This window comes from Marinomonas profundi (assembly GCF_020694005.1).
Lineage (GTDB): Bacteria > Pseudomonadota > Gammaproteobacteria > Pseudomonadales > Marinomonadaceae > Marinomonas > Marinomonas profundi.
On the sequence record NZ_CP073013.1, the window covers coordinates 885,149 to 902,046 of the forward strand.

A 16,898-nucleotide genomic window follows, 5' to 3' on the forward strand; every position below is an offset into this window, starting at 1 on the left:
AATGAATTCCATTAGCATTCATTGTCTAACAATAGAGGATCTTATTCAAAAGCTGGAAGGAATACAGCCGCCGAATCTTATCCAGCTTTATGGAACCTCCTGAATTCAAGTCCGAAGTGCGACACTTTCACTTCAAGCAACTAAGCACATTTCTTTAAACACTACGGCTGGTTGCTTGAACCCTAAACACTTCCTTGGACGATTATTTATTCGTCTCATTGCGAAGTGTATTCTCTCTTCTGTAACACGTCTTAAATCGGTACCTTTGGGCACATATTGCCTTAGGAGTCCGTTGCTATTTTCGTTTGCTCCACGTTCCCAAGAACTGTATGGATGAGCAAAATACACTGTCGTTTCTAATGCTTCGGCTATCTCAGCGTGATACGCGAACTCTCGACCATTATCTGCTGTGATCGTGTGAACATGATCTTTAAAAGGCAGCAATAGCTCTATGGTTGCTTGAGTCACATCTTTGGCTGATTTCGAATCCACTTTCTTTATAAGGTAAAAACGTGTCTTTCTTTCTAGCAAGGTGACAATTGAGCCTGAGCCGTGCTTACCTAAAACAGTGTCTATCTCCCAGTCTCCAAAGCGCTTTTTGGTATCAACAATCACAGGCCGATCATCAATGGATACCTTATTCTTGATCACTTCAGCTTTTGTTCTCTGGCCTTTCCGGTAGCGTTTTCTTCCTTGCCTCAAATGGCGGTAAAGTGTCCCTTTGTTTCTTTTGTCATCATGGATATATTGGTAAATCCATTGATGACTGACGGGAACACCGCAGTTTTTGAGTACGTTAGAGACTTGCTCAGGACTCCAGTCGATTTCAATTAAAATACGAATAAAATCAATTGTCTTTGATGATATGCGATATTTTGCCGCTGTCTTCCGCCTTATCAAACAGGCTCTTTGGGCTTTGTCAGGGCAATATTCTGTTACTTTTTTATTCCGCTTTAACTCACGGTAAATCGTAGCTCTATGACAATTCAGGATGAGTGCAATATTTGCCACTGATATTTCTTGCCCTAAAAGAGCGGAAATCTGGTATCTTTTGCCTTCGGTCAACTGCTGATAATTCATGTTGGTACTGCTTTATCTGTGGTAAGAAGAAGTGTATCAACTTCAGCAGTTGGCTTCTTCTACACCTGATTTGCAGTGTCGCACTTATTATCTGAATTTAGGCTTAACAATAAAAGACGTTAAACCCTGGTCTATTTACCTTACTCAACGTTTTCCCAATGCATGCCGTATCGGCATGGCAAGTCAAAGGCATCTGTCCAATGGCTGCGTCAAAAGCAGCGGTGTCACGCTTATCCTATCGTATTTCGAACGCAGTCACTTACTCCACCACACAGCACCCTACGACGCCAATCAAGCGGAGCAATCAGGTGAGCAGCTATTCGCCCCTTTTTTAGCTCAGAATGAACCGGATCAGCCTAACGCCTACATTGTGCTGGTCGATTCAAAAGAGGCATTACAAGACGAATTTTTCCATATTTCCAAAGAAAATGACTTGACCATTAGCGGTGGTCGCGCCGGCATTTTCGATCAGGACAATAGCTGGGTTTTATACCAAGACACACTTTACCAAAATCAAGCTGTCGCCGTCGGCATAGTGGGGCAATATTTATCCCAGCAGCGTGACGCCTTTGTCGATAATATTGCCATTGGGCGGCGCATGTTGGTCACCGCCAGCGAAGGCAATATCATCCGCCAGCTAGATCACCTGCCAGCGCAACAAATCTACCAGCGGTATTTATCCAATGGGGAACGAATCAGCCTGTCTCTGGCCAACCGCTTTGCCCTCACCACCGTCCACAATAACGTCGAAATTAATGCGGTGCCATTAAGTTGGGAAAAAGACGGTGCCATTATGATGAGCGAAGCCTTGCCAGAAGGCGCCTATGTAAAGTTCCTCTACTTTCATCCCGCTCAGTCACTGCACTCTATTGTACCAAAGGTACAACACCTTAACGAACAACGTCCAGACAGCATCTTCGTCTTCAACTGTATCAGCCGCACCGACTTTATTGGAGAACGACCTTCCAGCAAATTAAGCCTGCTAAACCAAGTATCGCCACTGCATGGCACCTATTGTTTTGGTGAGTTTTTCTCGACTCAATTTGGCACACGAGTCATGCAGCATGCTTTAACCTATCTGGCGCTTAGTGAATCAAGCAACCACCCAAAGGGTGAAATAGAACCCATCCAGCTACCGGATGAAAGCGATTCTTTAGCGCCCATGTTTAATCTAATTAGCAATGCGTTTCAGGATCTAGAACAGGAACACGCGTCTCTCGCCTCACCCACCAGTAACGCATCCAATAACGATTGGCTACGAGACTTACAAACGGGTTTGCTTAATCGTTTTTCTTTATTAGGACGCCTCAATAACAGACAAGATACGGCCCATCTTGCCGTTATTCGAATACGAAATTTTCGTCTTATTAATCAACAATATAGCTACAATACCGCCGACAATCTACTGGCCCAACTAGCACATTATTTGAAACGACGCTTGAGCACAAACGCAGTCGGCATTGAGTTTACCTGTTATCGTTTATCAGCCAACGAGATCGCCGTTTCCATACACAGTCAAATCGCACCAAGTAAAGTTTTTCGGCTGTTTCGTCATCTGGCAGAAGACATTGAAAGTCAAGAATTCTCCACCATCAAGAAAGCCGAACATTTGTTGACCTTAAGTTTATCAGTCGGTCTGGCGTCAGCGTTTGATTTAAAAGGCAATCCACTCTGTGAACAAACCCATTTATTAATCAAAGCCAGCGAAGCAAGACGCTTTGCCCAAATACATAATCAACCCATTTATTGGAATGGCAATTTACCAGAACGCACCACCACAGAAGAGAATTTAGATTGGATTCTAAAAATACGCAAAGCCCTTGAAAATAATGACATTGTTGCCTACTTCCAACCCTACTACGACAGCCAAACGGGTGAAGAAATCGGCGCGGAGGCCTTATTAAGAGCGCGTATAGATGGAGAAATCGTCAGTCCTGCCCTCTTTTTAGATCTCATTAAACAAACTCAGCTGTATGCAAAAATCACGCTCGCCATGCTAGCGAAATGCGAACGCATTCTTAGTACTTACCCCAAAGTGCATGTCGCGCTTAACTTATCTGTTTTGGACTTTAAACACTACGCAACATTGAAAGCCTTGCGCCAATTCTTTAAACGCAATCAAGTTAATGGGCGCCTAACTCTCGAAATCACCGAATCAGAATCCATCCAAGACTACGAATGGATTAGCCCCATTATTGACGAATTTAGAGCCGCAGGCGCGTTATTGGCCGTGGACGATTTTGGCGCAGGGTATTCAAACTTAGAAAAGCTCATCGCCTTGAATCCAGACATACTCAAATTAGATGGCTGCATTATCAAAACAATAGACAAAGACGAAAAATTACAAAAATTGGTCGAACATATTAATAATTTGGCGCATTCGCTCGGGATCAAAACCCAAGCGGAATTCGTGCATAATGAAACCGTCATGCAAAAACTGGTCGCCCTGAAAATAGACTACTTACAAGGGTTCCATTTGTCGGAACCTCTTAGTGAAGCCGACTGGCTCGCCCAGCATGACAACATTCAAGACCACTAGCGCCATGCTCAGGCACGGGCATGAGCAAAAGGCAGCACCTCAGCAATATCCGATTTGCCACACATTAGCATCAGTAAACGATCCACGCCTAACGCAACGCCCGCACAGTCGGGCAAACCATGTTCTAACGCGCTAATTAAGCGTTCATCAAATTGTCGAGTCGCCAAACCCATTTGCCCTCGGGTTTCTTTATCTTCGCCAAAGCGCTTTGCCTGTTCCTTGGCATCAGTCAGTTCATGGTAGCCATTCGCCAACTCCATGCCTTGCCAATAGAGCTCAAAACGTGCCGCAACCCATAGTCCGGTTTCATCCCGATGTGTCTTGGCGAGCGCCGCCTGCGAAGCAGGATAACTATGAACAAAACAAGGCCTATCTTGACCAATCGCCGGTTCGACGACACTCGAAAAAAGCAACTCAAGTAATGTGTCACGGTCATTTTCCTGCAAACCATATTCCGTGTGCTCATGAGCACTTTCTTGTAACTGGCACAGGGTCGCGGTGAAGGGGTCAAATCCGAGGTGACGTAAAAACGCCATTTGATAACTGAGGCGCTCGCACGTCAACGTGTCGTCACCCAAAAGGACAGACAATAAACCTTGGATCTCATCCATCAACTGCCAATGATCAAAACTGACTCGATACCATTCCAACAGAGTAAATTCAATGCTGTGACGGCGGCCCATTTCTTCCGCTCGAAACACCTTACCCAATTGATAAATCGAACCCGAACCCGCGCAAAGCAAACGCTTCATAGCAAATTCTGGGGAGGTTTGAAGATAGTAAGTCAGGTCTTGACCTTGAGAGCGAGTGTGGCTGGTTAATACCTCAATATGTGGGTCAGTAATACTGCCCAAAGACAAACACTGCGTATCGACCTCCATCACGTCTCGTGCCTCAAAAAAAGCGCGAATGGCTTTTAATAACTGCGCACGCCTTTGCAAAATCGACCTATCCGCACTGGGTTGCCATAAAGAAGCATCGTACATAGAAAACACTCAAAAAATAAAAGGCATCATAACAAATAACCCCTAACCACTGCGTGGCAGGAACAGAGAATATTATATTAAAAAACCAATGTCTTAATAAACACCGTCAGTTCCTTCTGGGAGTTGTCTTCACTTTCTGATTTAAACCGCCAGTCTAAGAGAAGAAGCACTAAATGCACAAACTCTCTCAGTGACATACTTTGTCTAACAACAAGGATGAAGAAATTAGTAAACTGAATCGATGAACCGTTTTTAGACAAAACAGTTCATTTTTTTGAAAGACGACATTTAGACGCATGCAAGAGCCCTCATAAAAAGTTTTTTAGGAGGTGGCCTAATTTTGTCCCATGAAGAAAAAATGTGTTGTATAGACCTAAAGAAATATGAAGTTTATTTTCTTATAAATCCAGTAAATACAAGGGTTACAGAGTTAGTGACCATTGTTAAAATGGTACGCCCGAGAGGATTTGAACCTCCGACCTTCGCCTCCGGAGGGAACTGCACAAGTATTCTTAATGCACCATTAATCCACATAAAACCTTATAAATCAATAAAATAATAGAATTTTAGGTGTTTGATAAATGTGGATTAAAGTTCTTTTATGTGTCTATCTTGGTCACAATATGAAAACAGCTTGAATACAAAAATGCTCCTTTAAATTAAAGTTTTAGTAGGCCTATTTTCAGCAAAATCTGCGTACAGTGCATAATTCGATAAAAAGCACACAATACCGTAAAGCCTAAAACGCCTCGCAGCATTGTAAGCAAGGGTGATGTTCATAAAGAACACCACGCGTCAAGGTCAGGCGTAACTGATGAACTAATCTCGGCCACAAAATACACCAAACCGTTTGTCAAAGTCATAACTCTCACTTTTCCTTTAAATTGAACCTACATTTTAGTAGCAAAATTCTCTCAAAATCATCCCTCCCCCAAGCACCGCTTTAAGATAGACAAAGGCTACACCCATTTTTTGTCGAACTGCATGTGTTTTAAATAGATATCAATGAACTTTTGTACGGCTGGTAGTTTTTCACGGTTTTTACAACTGTATAAATAAAAATTCCGGTAAATAATGGGGTCACAAATAGGAACCATCACCAACCCGCTCTGCTTAACCGATTCAAAGGCATAAGGCAAACACAAAGTCACACCTAGGCCGTTTTTCACCATACTCAGCGCTGTGGACATAAAATTCACCTGATGCTTTGGACTGATAATATAGTCGGCCGAGTCGCGCACTAAATTTTCTACTAATAGATCAGTAAACGATCCACGCAGTGTAATAAGCTCTAAAGGGGCGATGTCTTTCCATCGGATGCTACCGCCTGTGGCGATGGGGTGAGTTGGCATGGTGGCCAAATGAAATGGTTGAGAAAAAATTAAGCGTTTACTCAGCGCCACTTGCAACTTACGCTCTGGTCCAATACCAATATCGGCCTCCCCACTGCTGACAATATCTTGTACTTTTTCCACACCGCAGTCGATCATGCTGACTTCCACTTGTGGATACATGGTGTTGTATAGTGCAATGATTCTAGGCAGCTCAACCGACGCCAATTGCTGAGCAACTGCTATTCTGACCTTGCCATAATCGAGCTCTTTTAAGCCTTTAACCTCGTTAGTTAGTGTTTCCATCTCATCAAGCATTCGAATAACAGCTGGAAGAATATTTCGGCCTGCTTCAGAGGTTTCAAGCTTTCTAGTCGAACGGTCAAACAACCCAAGTTCTAAGTTTGACTCTAATTCCTTGATAATACTACTCAAGGCCGATTGGGTAATATGTAAAGTGTCTGCTGCTTTGGTAAAACTCCCCTCTTGATGTACCGCCAGAAAAGCTCGTAATTGCCTTAATGTTACATTCATTAGATTTACCCATATATATATCAATAAAATCTGTTTGTCTTATAAGTATATACCTTTTACTATTTTTTCATCAAAACAAATACACAAAAGAATAACTTTAAAAGGGTTTAAGGACTTATGGACACGAAGAAAACATTTGTACCTGTCGAGAGAAATAGTGATTTTTCCATCCACAATTTGCCCTATGGGATTTTCAGTAGCGATTCATTGAGTCCACGCGTTGGGGTAGCTATTGGCAATCAAATATTGGACTTAAGCCAGCTCGAATCTGCTGGTCTTTTACCAACCTCAGACATGCCTGTCTTTCACAACAACACGCTGAACCCTTTTATCTCGCTTGGCAAAGCCATTTGGCAACAAACCAGAGCTCGCCTACAATCGCTATTAGATGCAGACAACCCTGAACTGCGCGACAACCAAGCCTTACGCGCTAGCGCCTTGATTGAGCAAGCAATAGTTCAAATGCATTTACCCATTCATGTGCCTTCTTATACAGATTTCTACTCGTCTCGTGAGCACGCCTTTAACGTTGGATGCATGTTCCGAGGTCCAGAAAACGCTCTGATGCCTAACTGGACTGAATTGCCTGTAGGCTACAATGGCCGTGCTAGTTCTGTAGTGGTCAGTGGCACAGATATTGTGCGTCCGAGTGGCCAAATTAAAGCGCCGGATGCAGAACGCCCTGTTTTCTCACCCTGCCGAAAGCTGGATTTTGAACTGGAAACTGGCTTCATTGTGGGCCGTTCTAACGCACTAGGTAAGCCGATTCCTGTCGAAGAGGCACACGAGCATATCTTTGGTATGGTATTGCTCAATGATTGGTCAGCGCGTGACATACAACAATGGGAATACATACCGCTAGGGCCTTTTAACTCCAAAACTTTTGGCTCTTCTATATCTCCATGGGTAGTAACACTCGACGCATTAGAACTGTTTCGATGCCCTGCGCCTAAACAAGAACCTCTTCCTCTGCCTTACCTACGCGAAACACGCGATAACAACTATGACATCAATCTTGAAGTATCGTTTGATGTGGCGGGTGAAGAAACGGTGATCAGTAAAACCAACTTCAAATACATGTACTGGACCATGGCTCAGCAACTGACTCACCACGCAATCAGTGGCTGCAACATGCAAGTAGGCGACTTGTTAGGCTCTGGCACCATTTCAGGTAAAGAAAAAAACAGCCGCGGTAGCTTACTCGAACTGACTTGGAATATGTCTGAAGCGTTAACGCTTCAGAATGGCGAATCACGCCACTTTATTGAAGATGGTGACAGTATCGTTATGCGAGGTTACGCGCAAAAAGATAACGTACGAGTAGGTTTTGGTGAAGTACGAGGAAAAGTCCTTCCTGCTCACAATTTTAACTTTTAAGGCAAGATCATGATTCAGCTTTACAGTTATTTTAGAAGCTCAGCCGCATATAGAGTGCGCATTGCTTTGAACCTCAAAGAAATGCCGTATGAGTATATTCCTGTTCATTTGCTTAACAATGGAGGAGAACAACACAGTAGCCACTATGCATCTTTGAATCCTATGAAACTCTTGCCAACGCTGGTGGATAAACAGACTGTACTATCTCAATCATTGGCAATTATTGAGTATCTTGAAGAAGCGTACCCCGATACGATATCACTTCTGCCAGATAATCCTGAGGAGCGTGCTCAAGTGCGCGCTATTAGCCAGATGATTGCGTGTGATGTACACCCTCTTAATAATTTACGAGTACTGCAATACTTAAACCAATCATTTAATGTTGATGATACGCAACGCCAGCAATGGTACATACATTGGATCACTGTGGGCTTTGATGCACTGGAAAAAGTCTTAGTAAAACAACCGGGTAAGTTTTGCTTTGGTGACACGCCAAGCTTGGCCGATTGTTGCCTTGTACCGCAAGTTTACAATGCCAAACGCTTCAATATGAGCCTTGATTCCTATCCACATATTGAGTCCGTCTATAAGCATTGCAAGGATCATCCAGCGTTTATACAAGCTGCACCTGAACAGCAACCTGACATGGCTTAACCAATTAAAGGAAACTCTCATGACATTTAAAATAGAACAAATACATCATGTTGCATATCGCTGCCACGATGCCAAAGAGACAGTGGACTGGTACAAGAAAAACCTTCATATGGATTTCACCCTCGCCTTTGCTGAAAACCATGTACCTTCGACCAAAGAGCCAGACCCTTACATGCACGTTTTTTTAGATGCCGGTAATGGCAACGTATTGGCTTTTTTTGAGCTGCCTACGCAACCTAAAATGGGTAGTGACAAAAACACCCCAGCGTGGGTGCAACACATCGCCCTTCGCGTTAAAGATCGCGACACATTGGAAATTGCAAAAGCACACCTTGAAGAAAATAGCGTCGACGTACTTGGCATCGTAAACCATGGGCTCTTTCATTCAATTTACTTTTTTGATCCCAATGGCCATCGCATTGAATTGGCTTACGATGATCCAGCTGCAGAAGCAAAGATCGCCCAGATAACTGAAGAAATGAAACAAGATATGCTCAACGAGTGGACAAAAACTAAGCGTGCTCCTGAACATACCAAGTTTTTACATGCCGAAGAATTTGAAGGCTAAAGCAACTAAGCCAAAAAGCACAAAATAATAAAAATGACAGGAGCACGATATTATGAACACTTCTTCAGCATCAAAATGCCCATTTCATGCTTCAGCTGAGCTTAACGAAAAGGCGCAAAAATTTGATATGTTTGGGCCAGAATTTCAGCACTGCCCTGCTACCGCTTTACAGTCATTTCGTGAAGAAAAACCTATCTTTTTCTCTGAAGAAATGAATTATTGGGTGGTGACACGCTATGAAGACATTCGTGAAATATTCCGTGATCCGGTCATTTTTTCAGCTCGTAATGTGTTGGAAAAATTCACCCCAGACACCCAAGAAACAGCTGAGATTTTACAATCTTACGATTATGGTATGAACCGTACATTAGTCAATGAAGACGAGCCAATTCACATGGAACGCCGCCGTGAGCTACTGGAAGCATTTGATTCCTCCAAACTTGAAGGGCTACGCGAACTTACCAAAACTTTAGTCACCAACAAAGTCGATGAATTTATCGGCCTTGGCAAAGTAGACCTAATGGCCACACTTTTGTGGGACATTCCGGTGATTGTTGCCCTAAAGTTTTTAGGTGTCCCCGACGATGATATTTCGGTATTGCAGCAATTCGGTGTGGCACACAAGGTTAACACCTGGGGACGCCCTTCACTCGAAGAACAAAAACACGTGGCCACCAATGTGGGCAAATTTTGGCACTACTCTGGTGAAGTACTAGAACGCATGAAACAAAATACAGAAGGTCAAAGCGGCTGGATGTATGACATGATTCGCAAAAATCAAAGCAACCCTCGCGTTGTGACAGACAACTACCTGCACTCTATGATGATGGCCATTTTGGTAGCCGCTCATGAAACCACTGCCACCGCGACTGCTAACGCTATAAAACACCTTTTATCCACACCAAAGCTTTGGCAAAAACTGCACCACCAGCCGCAGCTTATCCCATCGGCTGTTGAAGAGTGTTTGCGCTATGCAGGTCCTATTGTGTCATGGCGTCGTGAAGCGACCGAAAACATACAAATAAACGGCGTCGACATTGCCAAAGGGGATAAGCTATTCCTTGTAATGGCCGCTGCCAACCGTGATCCTGAACAATTTGAAAACCCTGAAGAGCTTGACATATTACGCGACAACGCCAGCGAACACTTATCTTTTGGCTATGGTGCACATCAGTGCTTAGGGCGCAATATCGGTCGTTTGGAAATGTGTGCGTTTATTGAAGAGCTGACACGTCGCATACCTGATATGGCACTATCCGAGCAAACCTTTACCGTCACCCCCAACACCTCGTTTCATGGGCCTGAAGCACTGTGGGTAGAGTGGACCCCAAAGGCGGTCCAAGGTACGGAAAAAACATCACGTACTTTTCCGATTGGCAACCCAGACAAACGCACCATTGTGCGACCTGCTAAAGTCGTGGCTATTAATACCATCGCCACAGACATCAAGGAAATCATTCTGGCTTCAGAGGATGACACCTTAGCATTTCCTCGTTGGACACCGGGAGCACACATTGAGCTTCACCTGCCAAACGGTTTAAAAAGAAAATACTCACTTTGTCCAAGCCTAAACGCTAACCATTATACAATATTGGTTAAACAGGAAACACACGGTAATGGCGGCTCAGCTTGGATCCACCATCATTTGATGGTCGGCGATCGACTATCAATTCAAGGCCCTAAGAATTTTTTCCCATTAAAACCACATACACAACCCGTTCTACTTATTGCTGGCGGTATCGGGATTACTCCTATGCTATCTATGGCCGAACAGCTTAAGCACGAAAATAAGGAGTTCAGACTGCTGTACTGTGGTCAGACGCGACAAAGCATGGTCCATATCAATCAATTAGAAAAATTTGCACAAGCGCCCGAACTTTATATTTCAAGTGAAGGAAATCGCATCGATCTAGAGACTTTATTAAAAGTGCAGCCGCCAAAGACACACATTTATTCCTGCGGCCCAAAATCAATGATCAACGAGATTCAAATGTTAGCAGAACGCTATCATCTTGCATTTAGTTCTGAGCTTTTCACCTCAGAAAGCCAAACCTTGGACCCCGAAAAAGAAAACGCTTTTGAGGTTGAGTTGATGGATACCGGCAAAACCTATTCCGTCCCCAGAGATAAAACGCTCTTGGAGGTGTTATTAAATAATGACATTGATGTACCGAACGATTGTGCAGAAGGACTTTGCGGAAGCTGTGAGGTACTTGTCGTAGAAGGAGGTGAGATAGACCATCGTGACCATGTTCTTAGCGCAAAAGAAAAACAAAGCAACCAAAAAATGATGACCTGCTGCTCCCGAGCATCAGGAAAAATAACCATAAAACTATAAGTACATGCCAACAATCAAAACAACAATAAAATAGGAAGAAAGCCATTATGTTTAATACCATGCGTTCTATCGTATTAGCCAGTGCCGTTTTAGCGGGATTCAGTACACTAGCCTCTGCCCAAACAGTGCTTAACGTCAGCACATGGCTGCCGCCCACTCACGCACAAAACGCTGTTGTGTGGCCAACATGGGCTAAGTGGGTTGAAGAAGCGACTGAAGGTCGTGTTACCGTTAACATTGAATACAGCTCTAATAACCCAGGTCAACTTTTTGATATCGTTGAAGATGGCGTATCGGATGCTGCCTTTAGTTTTCATGGCTTTATTCCTGGCCGTTTTAAACTGCAGGAAATAGTAGAGCTACCTGGACTAGGCGTTAATGCTGAAGCGGCTTCCGCTGCTCACTGGCGTACCTATGAAAAATACCTCAAAAAAGCGAACGAACATGATGGATTAGAGCTTCTTGCCTTGTTCACTCATGGAGCAGGCGTTATGCAAACAAGCTTTCCAGTTAATAGCCTTGATGATTTAAAGGGCAAAAAAATCCGCATTGGTGGTGGCATACAAGCCGAAATTGGCAAGCGTTTAGAAGTTATTCCTGTTGCCGCACCTGGCAACAAAGTATATGAACTGATGCAAACCGGTGTGGTAGATGGTGTGTTTATGCCAATGACCGAACAACAAGCTCAGCGCTTATATGAAGTAGCGCCTTACGTTACGGCCCTGCCAACGGGTATGTACATGGGTAGTTTTGTGATGTTCATTAACCCTGATTTTATGGATTCTTTGAGCGAAAAAGACGCCAATGCTATTCGCAGTGTATCAGGTGAACGCTTATCTACCATGGCAGGCGCAGCTTGGGATAAAGCTGACATTGCAGCCCAAAAATTTGCTGAAGAAAATGGTGGAAAAGTCGTAGTACTAGATAAAGATCACCCAATCACCTTGTCTTACACTGAAAAAACAGCTGGTTTAGACAAACAGTGGCTTGAGTCGGTCGAAGACAAAAAAGTTGACGCAAAAGCGGCATTAGACATGCTAAGAGCTGAAGCTCACTCTTATGCCAAAGAGCAACAAAAAGACGCTGGAGCGCTCTAATATGTCGTTTATCTCATGGTTAAACGCAAACTATGAGGATAGAGGGCCAATGAAATGGTTGGCCTTCTTCTTTGAACTGATAGCCGCGAGTACGCTATTTGCTCTTATGGTCCTCACCTGCATCGATGTCGTTGGTCGCTACTTTTTTGACTCTCCCGTACTTGGAGCTACCGAATTAACTGAGATTGGCCTAGCTATCATCATTTTCTCTGTTATGCCTGTTGTCACCTGGCGTGGTGCACACATTGTAGTCGATTTAATTGACATCTTTATTAAAGATTCTGTATTACGCATATTATCTATAGTGTCCGCTCTTATTATTTTTTCATCACTGTATTTTGTGTCTTTTAGAATATGGGCGTTAGGAGCTCGAATGATAAGGAGAAATATTACAACGGACTTTTTACATATTGAAGTTGGCTTTTTAATTCAATACATCGCTATTTTAAGCTGGCTTACAGGTATCAGCGCTCTTCTTTATTTTGTGATGTCAGTCTTTAAATCGGCCATCTCAGGAGAAGAAAAATGACGTTGATATTAACCGGTTTTGCCGTTCTTTTGATCATGATCATGATATTTAGAATTCCAATTGCTTTCTCGATGGGAGTAGTAGGATTCTTTGGCTTTGCTGTTTTAAATGGACTCACTTGGGACAACATAGATAGCTTTCGTTGGAAAATCCCTCTTTCTATGGCGTCTAACCGCATTATTGATACAGTCCAAGATTATGGCCTCTCCATCATTCCCTTATTTATTTTGATGGGTAATTTAATCACTCGGTCTGGACTCTCAAAAGAGCTATACAACGCATCCTATGCTTTTTTGTGCCATAGAAAAGGGGGCCTTGCTATGGCTACCATCGTTGCCTGTGGTGGCTTTTCCGCTGTAAGCGGCTCTAGCCTCGCCACCGCAGCTACCATGGCAAAAGTGTCCATGCCTCCCATGAGAAAATATGGCTATAGCGACGCCCTAGCAACGGCTTCAATTGCAGCAGGCGGTACACTAGGTATTTTAATTCCTCCCAGTGTCATGTTAATTGTTTATGGCTTATTAACAGAAACCAGTATCCGTGAACTATTTGCTGCTGGGCTTATTCCTGGAATTTTGGGAATTATTTTGTACCTTGGTGCGGTTAAATACACCGTTTGGCGCGATCCAAAAGCCGGACCGAGTGCAGAGCGTATGAGCTGGCGCGACCGCTTACAAGCTCTAAAAGGCGTACGAGACATACTAGGCCTATTCGCTCTGGTTATGGGTGGTATTTATCTAGGTATTTTCACACCAACAGAAGCCGCTGGAATTGGCGCAGGTGGTGCGTTTATTATCGCTCTTTTACGCCGCAGCCTTAGCTTATCGGCCCTTTTTAAGACATTAGCAGACAGTGCACGCACTTCCGCCACTTTATTTGTTATTGTCATTGGTGCGTTGATTTTTTCTGACTTTATTAATCGCGCCGGACTACCCAGTATGATGGTCGACTTTGTTTTATCGATGGACGTCGCACCAATCATGGTTATTTTCGTCATTTTAATGATTTACATCATTCTTGGCATGGTACTAGAAAGCTTTTCAATGCTTTTACTGACCATTCCAGTGTTTTTTCCAATCGTTGCGGAACTAGGATACAGCTTAGTCTGGTTTGGTGTAGTAGCGGTGATTGTGGTTGAAATCAGCTTGATCACTCCACCCGTTGGAATGAATGTCTTTGTACTAAGCAGTATTATCAAAGATGTTCGTACCGGCACCATTTTTAAAGGAGTACTGCCTTTTTGGATAGCCGACCTCCTACGCCTACTCATTGTGGTCGTCCTTGTACCGCTCTCACTGTGGCTACCCAGCCTAATTTACGATTAATACATACGTGTCACCCCCACAGCAATGTGGGGGGTGACACAACCTGTTGTTGAAAAAACTAAGAAAAACCTCTAATTTTAATTGATTATAATTTAAACACACCTACAAAATCATAGGTGATTTCTATCAATCAGACTTGCCTCATTAGATAATACATATAAATGTATTACACTATACAACCCTGACATTAAATAGCGTCTAGCGAAGTATGGGAAGTCCACAGAGATTCGCTTACTTTCCACGATAATTGAATAGCACTAGATCCAAGCATATGACTCCCACGCATAGGCGTTATTTTAATATTAGGGACAAGTGCAATCGATTTACCCCAGTTAAAACGCTCATCAGTATCAAATGGCGCCCACTGAATGCTATCAACATCTTGATCACTATATAGTTTAGGAGATAAGTGCTTAACTGCACTTTTTAACTGAATTTTAGATATTTCAGCTGTCGCTTCAGTACAGTATACCTTTCCCTTAAACCCTTCTTTGTAAAGTTTAGGAATTAACCCACAATGATCAATGTGAGCATGGGTTAGAATTACACCTGTAATCTCTGTTGGTTCAAAAACAAATGGACGCTCATTTTTTAAGCCTGCTTGTGCCCCTTGATTCATACCGCAATCTACTAACCATTGAGTTCCAGACCCAATGTGCTTCAACCAAGAACAAGACCCAGTGATGCCATCGATAGCACCTACGAATTTAATTTTCATAATTATTCGTAAGCGTCCGGCCATCACCACTTAGACATGCTTTATTATCTTAAAACTCTGTTTAATGATGCATGCTGTTCTGATTTTTTTCTTGCATACGCCGTTTATCTTCGCTAACTTATTTACCAGACAGAGGGCAAATGGATTTGCCTACGCCTCCAGGATGGAGGCTCTGTCGTTTTCAGGATGACTCAGTCGCTGCAAGGACGCAGCAGGAAGACTTTTCTCTTTATTCTCAAACTTAGATTAGCTTGATATTCCACGGCAATAAATCGTCTATGCCATCGTTTTCCTTTCTTTTTGGCAGTTCTTCAAACAATCTGACTAAGTAATCATACGGGATCAGCCCGTTGGCTTTGGCTGTTTCTATGATGCTGTAAAGCGTCGCGCTGGACCGTGCTCCATTGCCCGTATTTGAGAGTCGAGTCAGCAAGGGGGAGTTTCGCTCCCAAGCTGCTCACAGAACCGTACGTGACAGTCTCCCGTCATACGGCTCTTGGTCGCACATTTGATGCACGAAGTAATTCCCAATGAGCAAAGAGCGTTGGCATGCGTTTTCGTACTTGCTCAAGCTTTCGCTCCGCCTCTCGTGTTCCTATCTTCAACTTGCATCTTGCCCATTTAATCAACCTTGATTGAAAAACAGACCAGATACGATAACTGAAGTGTCGGTACCAAAACTTGCCATAGTAGTGTATCCACCCTCTTAACGAGGCATTGTACCTCTGCGCAAGCTCTTTCAATGTCGCTCCAGATGATCGATGTATTCGCCACGAAGTAATCGTTTTCGTGATTCGCTTCATGGCGGTCATTGAGGCACCCGCTGCACATTTTCTAAACAAACAACCGTCTTTTCTCCTAAGCGTTCTAACCTTAAAGTCATAGCCTAGGAACGTGAAGACTTTCTTTACGTTATGGCGTGGAAATGTATCTATATAGACCACATTCGATTTGGCCTCATTGATACTCAATCCCACTTCTTCCATTCGTCGTTGGATCGCTTCCTTTAGATTCACCGCCTCTGACATTCGACTACAGTGACATACAATGTCGTCTGCGTACCGTTCAAACGGCACATAACGCCAATGTTTGTCCATCCATCGATCAAAAGCATAGTGAAGAAATAAATTCGCCAAAATGGGCGAGATAACGCCGCCTTGCGGCGTACCACGCGCTCTCTTTGTTAGGGTATCAGCCTTGCTTGAGTCCGTCATGGGGGCTTCCATCCACCTACGACAGTACAATATTACCCAACGAGGCATATCATGGTGTTCTAACGCTTTCACCACCAAATCATGGTCAACATGATCAAAGAAGGCCTTGATATCTATCTCTAATACCCAACTTTTAAAACGACAGTTACGCTCACATTGCGTTAAAGCCATATGCGCTGATCTATTGGGACGATAACCAAATGAACTATTATGAAATAGCTTATCTAGTCGCGTTTCCAGATAGATCTTGACTGCCCCTTGCGCGATACGATCACTAATTGTTGGAATACCCAGTATTCTGTCTGAACCATCCGCTTTAGGAATTCGCTTTTCACGAACCGGTGGCGGCAGGTAACTGCCAGAACACAAACGGTTCCATATCTTGTAAAGATTACGGTCTCTGTTGTTATCAAATTGCTTCATTGTTTGGCCATCGCAGCCCGGCGCACCTTTATTGCGTTTGACCGATTTATACGATTGCCACACGAGAGACTTAGGAATCTCAAATGCTTTGCCTTGCATTAAAACGTCATCCTCTTAAAAAAAGTTGTGTTCTAACCAATTCGGCGACCCAGACCCCTTCGCTCCAGCACCATTACAGCGCATTC

The 16,898-nt window shown here is 43.5% G+C and carries 13 protein-coding genes and 1 pseudogene; 8 read left to right on the forward strand and 6 right to left on the reverse strand.

Features of this window, described 5'->3' with window-relative positions:
• Nucleotides 1–132 precede the first annotated feature (132 nt).
• Nucleotides 133–1,080: an IS30 family transposase gene (locus tag J8N69_RS04090; protein WP_114413812.1), complete on the reverse strand. Its 948-nt coding sequence runs from the start codon at nucleotides 1,078–1,080 to the stop codon at nucleotides 133–135.
• A gap of 31 nt (nucleotides 1,081–1,111) precedes the next feature.
• On the opposite strand from J8N69_RS04090, the gene J8N69_RS04095 reads away from it, so the two are divergent.
• Nucleotides 1,112–3,619 carry a bifunctional diguanylate cyclase/phosphodiesterase gene (locus J8N69_RS04095; RefSeq protein WP_168822439.1) on the forward strand — a complete coding sequence of 836 codons (2,508 nt, stop codon included), beginning with the start codon at nucleotides 1,112–1,114 and terminating at the stop codon, nucleotides 3,617–3,619.
• A gap of 8 nt (nucleotides 3,620–3,627) precedes the next feature.
• On the opposite strand, the gene epmA is transcribed toward J8N69_RS04095, so the two are convergent.
• Both epmA and J8N69_RS04105 read right to left on the reverse strand, forming a co-directional pair.
• On the reverse strand, nucleotides 3,628–4,605 hold the full coding sequence (gene epmA / locus J8N69_RS04100; RefSeq protein WP_168822438.1) for an EF-P lysine aminoacylase EpmA: 978 nt from the start codon (nucleotides 4,603–4,605) through the stop codon (nucleotides 3,628–3,630).
• A 959-nt stretch (nucleotides 4,606–5,564) separates the two neighbouring features.
• Nucleotides 5,565–6,470, reverse strand: a complete 906-nt coding sequence (locus J8N69_RS04105; protein ID WP_168822437.1) for a LysR family transcriptional regulator — start codon at nucleotides 6,468–6,470, stop codon at nucleotides 5,565–5,567.
• A gap of 117 nt (nucleotides 6,471–6,587) precedes the next feature.
• Between J8N69_RS04105 and fahA the strand changes: the two genes are divergently transcribed.
• From fahA to J8N69_RS04140, 7 genes are read left to right on the forward strand one after another with little or no spacing between them, the layout of a single operon-like run.
• Nucleotides 6,588–7,847, forward strand: coding sequence for a fumarylacetoacetase (gene fahA / locus J8N69_RS04110; protein WP_168822436.1), 1,260 nt, complete (start codon nucleotides 6,588–6,590; stop codon nucleotides 7,845–7,847).
• A gap of 9 nt (nucleotides 7,848–7,856) precedes the next feature.
• A complete protein-coding gene (maiA, locus tag J8N69_RS04115; RefSeq protein ID WP_211084846.1) occupies nucleotides 7,857–8,501 on the forward strand; it encodes a maleylacetoacetate isomerase in 645 nt (214 codons plus the stop codon).
• Between the two features lie 19 nt (nucleotides 8,502–8,520).
• Nucleotides 8,521–9,069 (forward strand): VOC family protein, encoded by a 549-nt coding sequence (locus tag J8N69_RS04120; RefSeq protein WP_168822435.1) that lies wholly within the window; start codon nucleotides 8,521–8,523, stop codon nucleotides 9,067–9,069.
• A gap of 52 nt (nucleotides 9,070–9,121) precedes the next feature.
• Nucleotides 9,122–11,407 (forward strand): cytochrome P450/oxidoreductase, encoded by a 2,286-nt coding sequence (locus J8N69_RS04125; protein WP_168822434.1) that lies wholly within the window; start codon nucleotides 9,122–9,124, stop codon nucleotides 11,405–11,407.
• Between the two features lie 47 nt (nucleotides 11,408–11,454).
• Nucleotides 11,455–12,504 carry a TRAP transporter substrate-binding protein gene (locus J8N69_RS04130; protein WP_168822433.1) on the forward strand — a complete coding sequence of 350 codons (1,050 nt, stop codon included), beginning with the start codon at nucleotides 11,455–11,457 and terminating at the stop codon, nucleotides 12,502–12,504.
• Nucleotides 12,505–12,553: 49 nt separating this feature from the next.
• The gene (locus J8N69_RS04135; RefSeq protein ID WP_227803969.1) at nucleotides 12,554–13,033 is read left to right on the forward strand and encodes a TRAP transporter small permease; all 480 of its coding nucleotides are present in this window, start codon (nucleotides 12,554–12,556) and stop codon (nucleotides 13,031–13,033) included.
• Nucleotides 13,030–14,358 carry a TRAP transporter large permease gene (locus J8N69_RS04140; RefSeq protein ID WP_168822431.1) on the forward strand — a complete coding sequence of 443 codons (1,329 nt, stop codon included), beginning with the start codon at nucleotides 13,030–13,032 and terminating at the stop codon, nucleotides 14,356–14,358. The genes J8N69_RS04135 and J8N69_RS04140 overlap by 4 nt, the downstream gene beginning before the upstream one ends.
• Before the next feature lie 187 nt (nucleotides 14,359–14,545).
• Here J8N69_RS04140 and J8N69_RS04145 read toward each other — a convergent pair whose 3' ends face one another.
• From J8N69_RS04145 to ltrA, 3 genes and pseudogenes are all read right to left on the reverse strand, one after another.
• Nucleotides 14,546–15,076, reverse strand: coding sequence for an MBL fold metallo-hydrolase (locus J8N69_RS04145; protein WP_168822430.1), 531 nt, complete (start codon nucleotides 15,074–15,076; stop codon nucleotides 14,546–14,548).
• Nucleotides 15,077–15,317: 241 nt separating this feature from the next.
• Nucleotides 15,318–15,494 (reverse strand): annotated as a pseudogene (locus J8N69_RS04150) (transposase domain-containing protein); the annotation flags it as partial.
• 67 nt (nucleotides 15,495–15,561) lie between these two features.
• Nucleotides 15,562–16,812, reverse strand: coding sequence for a group II intron reverse transcriptase/maturase (gene ltrA, locus J8N69_RS04155; RefSeq protein WP_168827679.1), 1,251 nt, complete (start codon nucleotides 16,810–16,812; stop codon nucleotides 15,562–15,564).
• Between the last annotated feature and the right edge of the window lie 86 nt (nucleotides 16,813–16,898).

Excerpts from the sequence above, each read along its gene's own strand:
- J8N69_RS04105 (WP_168822437.1), bottom strand. The coding sequence starts at position 6,470 with ATGAATGTAACATTAAGGCAATTACGAGCTTTTCTGGCGGTACATCAA.
- J8N69_RS04120 (WP_168822435.1), top strand. The coding sequence starts at position 8,521 with ATGACATTTAAAATAGAACAAATACATCATGTTGCATATCGCTGCCAC.
- ltrA (WP_168827679.1), bottom strand. The coding sequence starts at position 16,812 with ATGCAAGGCAAAGCATTTGAGATTCCTAAGTCTCTCGTGTGGCAATCG.
- maiA (WP_211084846.1), top strand. The coding sequence starts at position 7,857 with ATGATTCAGCTTTACAGTTATTTTAGAAGCTCAGCCGCATATAGAGTG.
- J8N69_RS04140 (WP_168822431.1), top strand. The coding sequence starts at position 13,030 with ATGACGTTGATATTAACCGGTTTTGCCGTTCTTTTGATCATGATCATG.
- fahA (WP_168822436.1), top strand. The coding sequence starts at position 6,588 with ATGGACACGAAGAAAACATTTGTACCTGTCGAGAGAAATAGTGATTTT.
- J8N69_RS04145 (WP_168822430.1), bottom strand. The coding sequence starts at position 15,076 with ATGAAAATTAAATTCGTAGGTGCTATCGATGGCATCACTGGGTCTTGT.
- J8N69_RS04130 (WP_168822433.1), top strand. The coding sequence starts at position 11,455 with ATGTTTAATACCATGCGTTCTATCGTATTAGCCAGTGCCGTTTTAGCG.
- epmA (WP_168822438.1), bottom strand. The coding sequence starts at position 4,605 with ATGTACGATGCTTCTTTATGGCAACCCAGTGCGGATAGGTCGATTTTG.
- J8N69_RS04135 (WP_227803969.1), top strand. The coding sequence starts at position 12,554 with ATGAAATGGTTGGCCTTCTTCTTTGAACTGATAGCCGCGAGTACGCTA.
- J8N69_RS04090 (WP_114413812.1), bottom strand. The coding sequence starts at position 1,080 with ATGAATTATCAGCAGTTGACCGAAGGCAAAAGATACCAGATTTCCGCT.
- J8N69_RS04125 (WP_168822434.1), top strand. The coding sequence starts at position 9,122 with ATGAACACTTCTTCAGCATCAAAATGCCCATTTCATGCTTCAGCTGAG.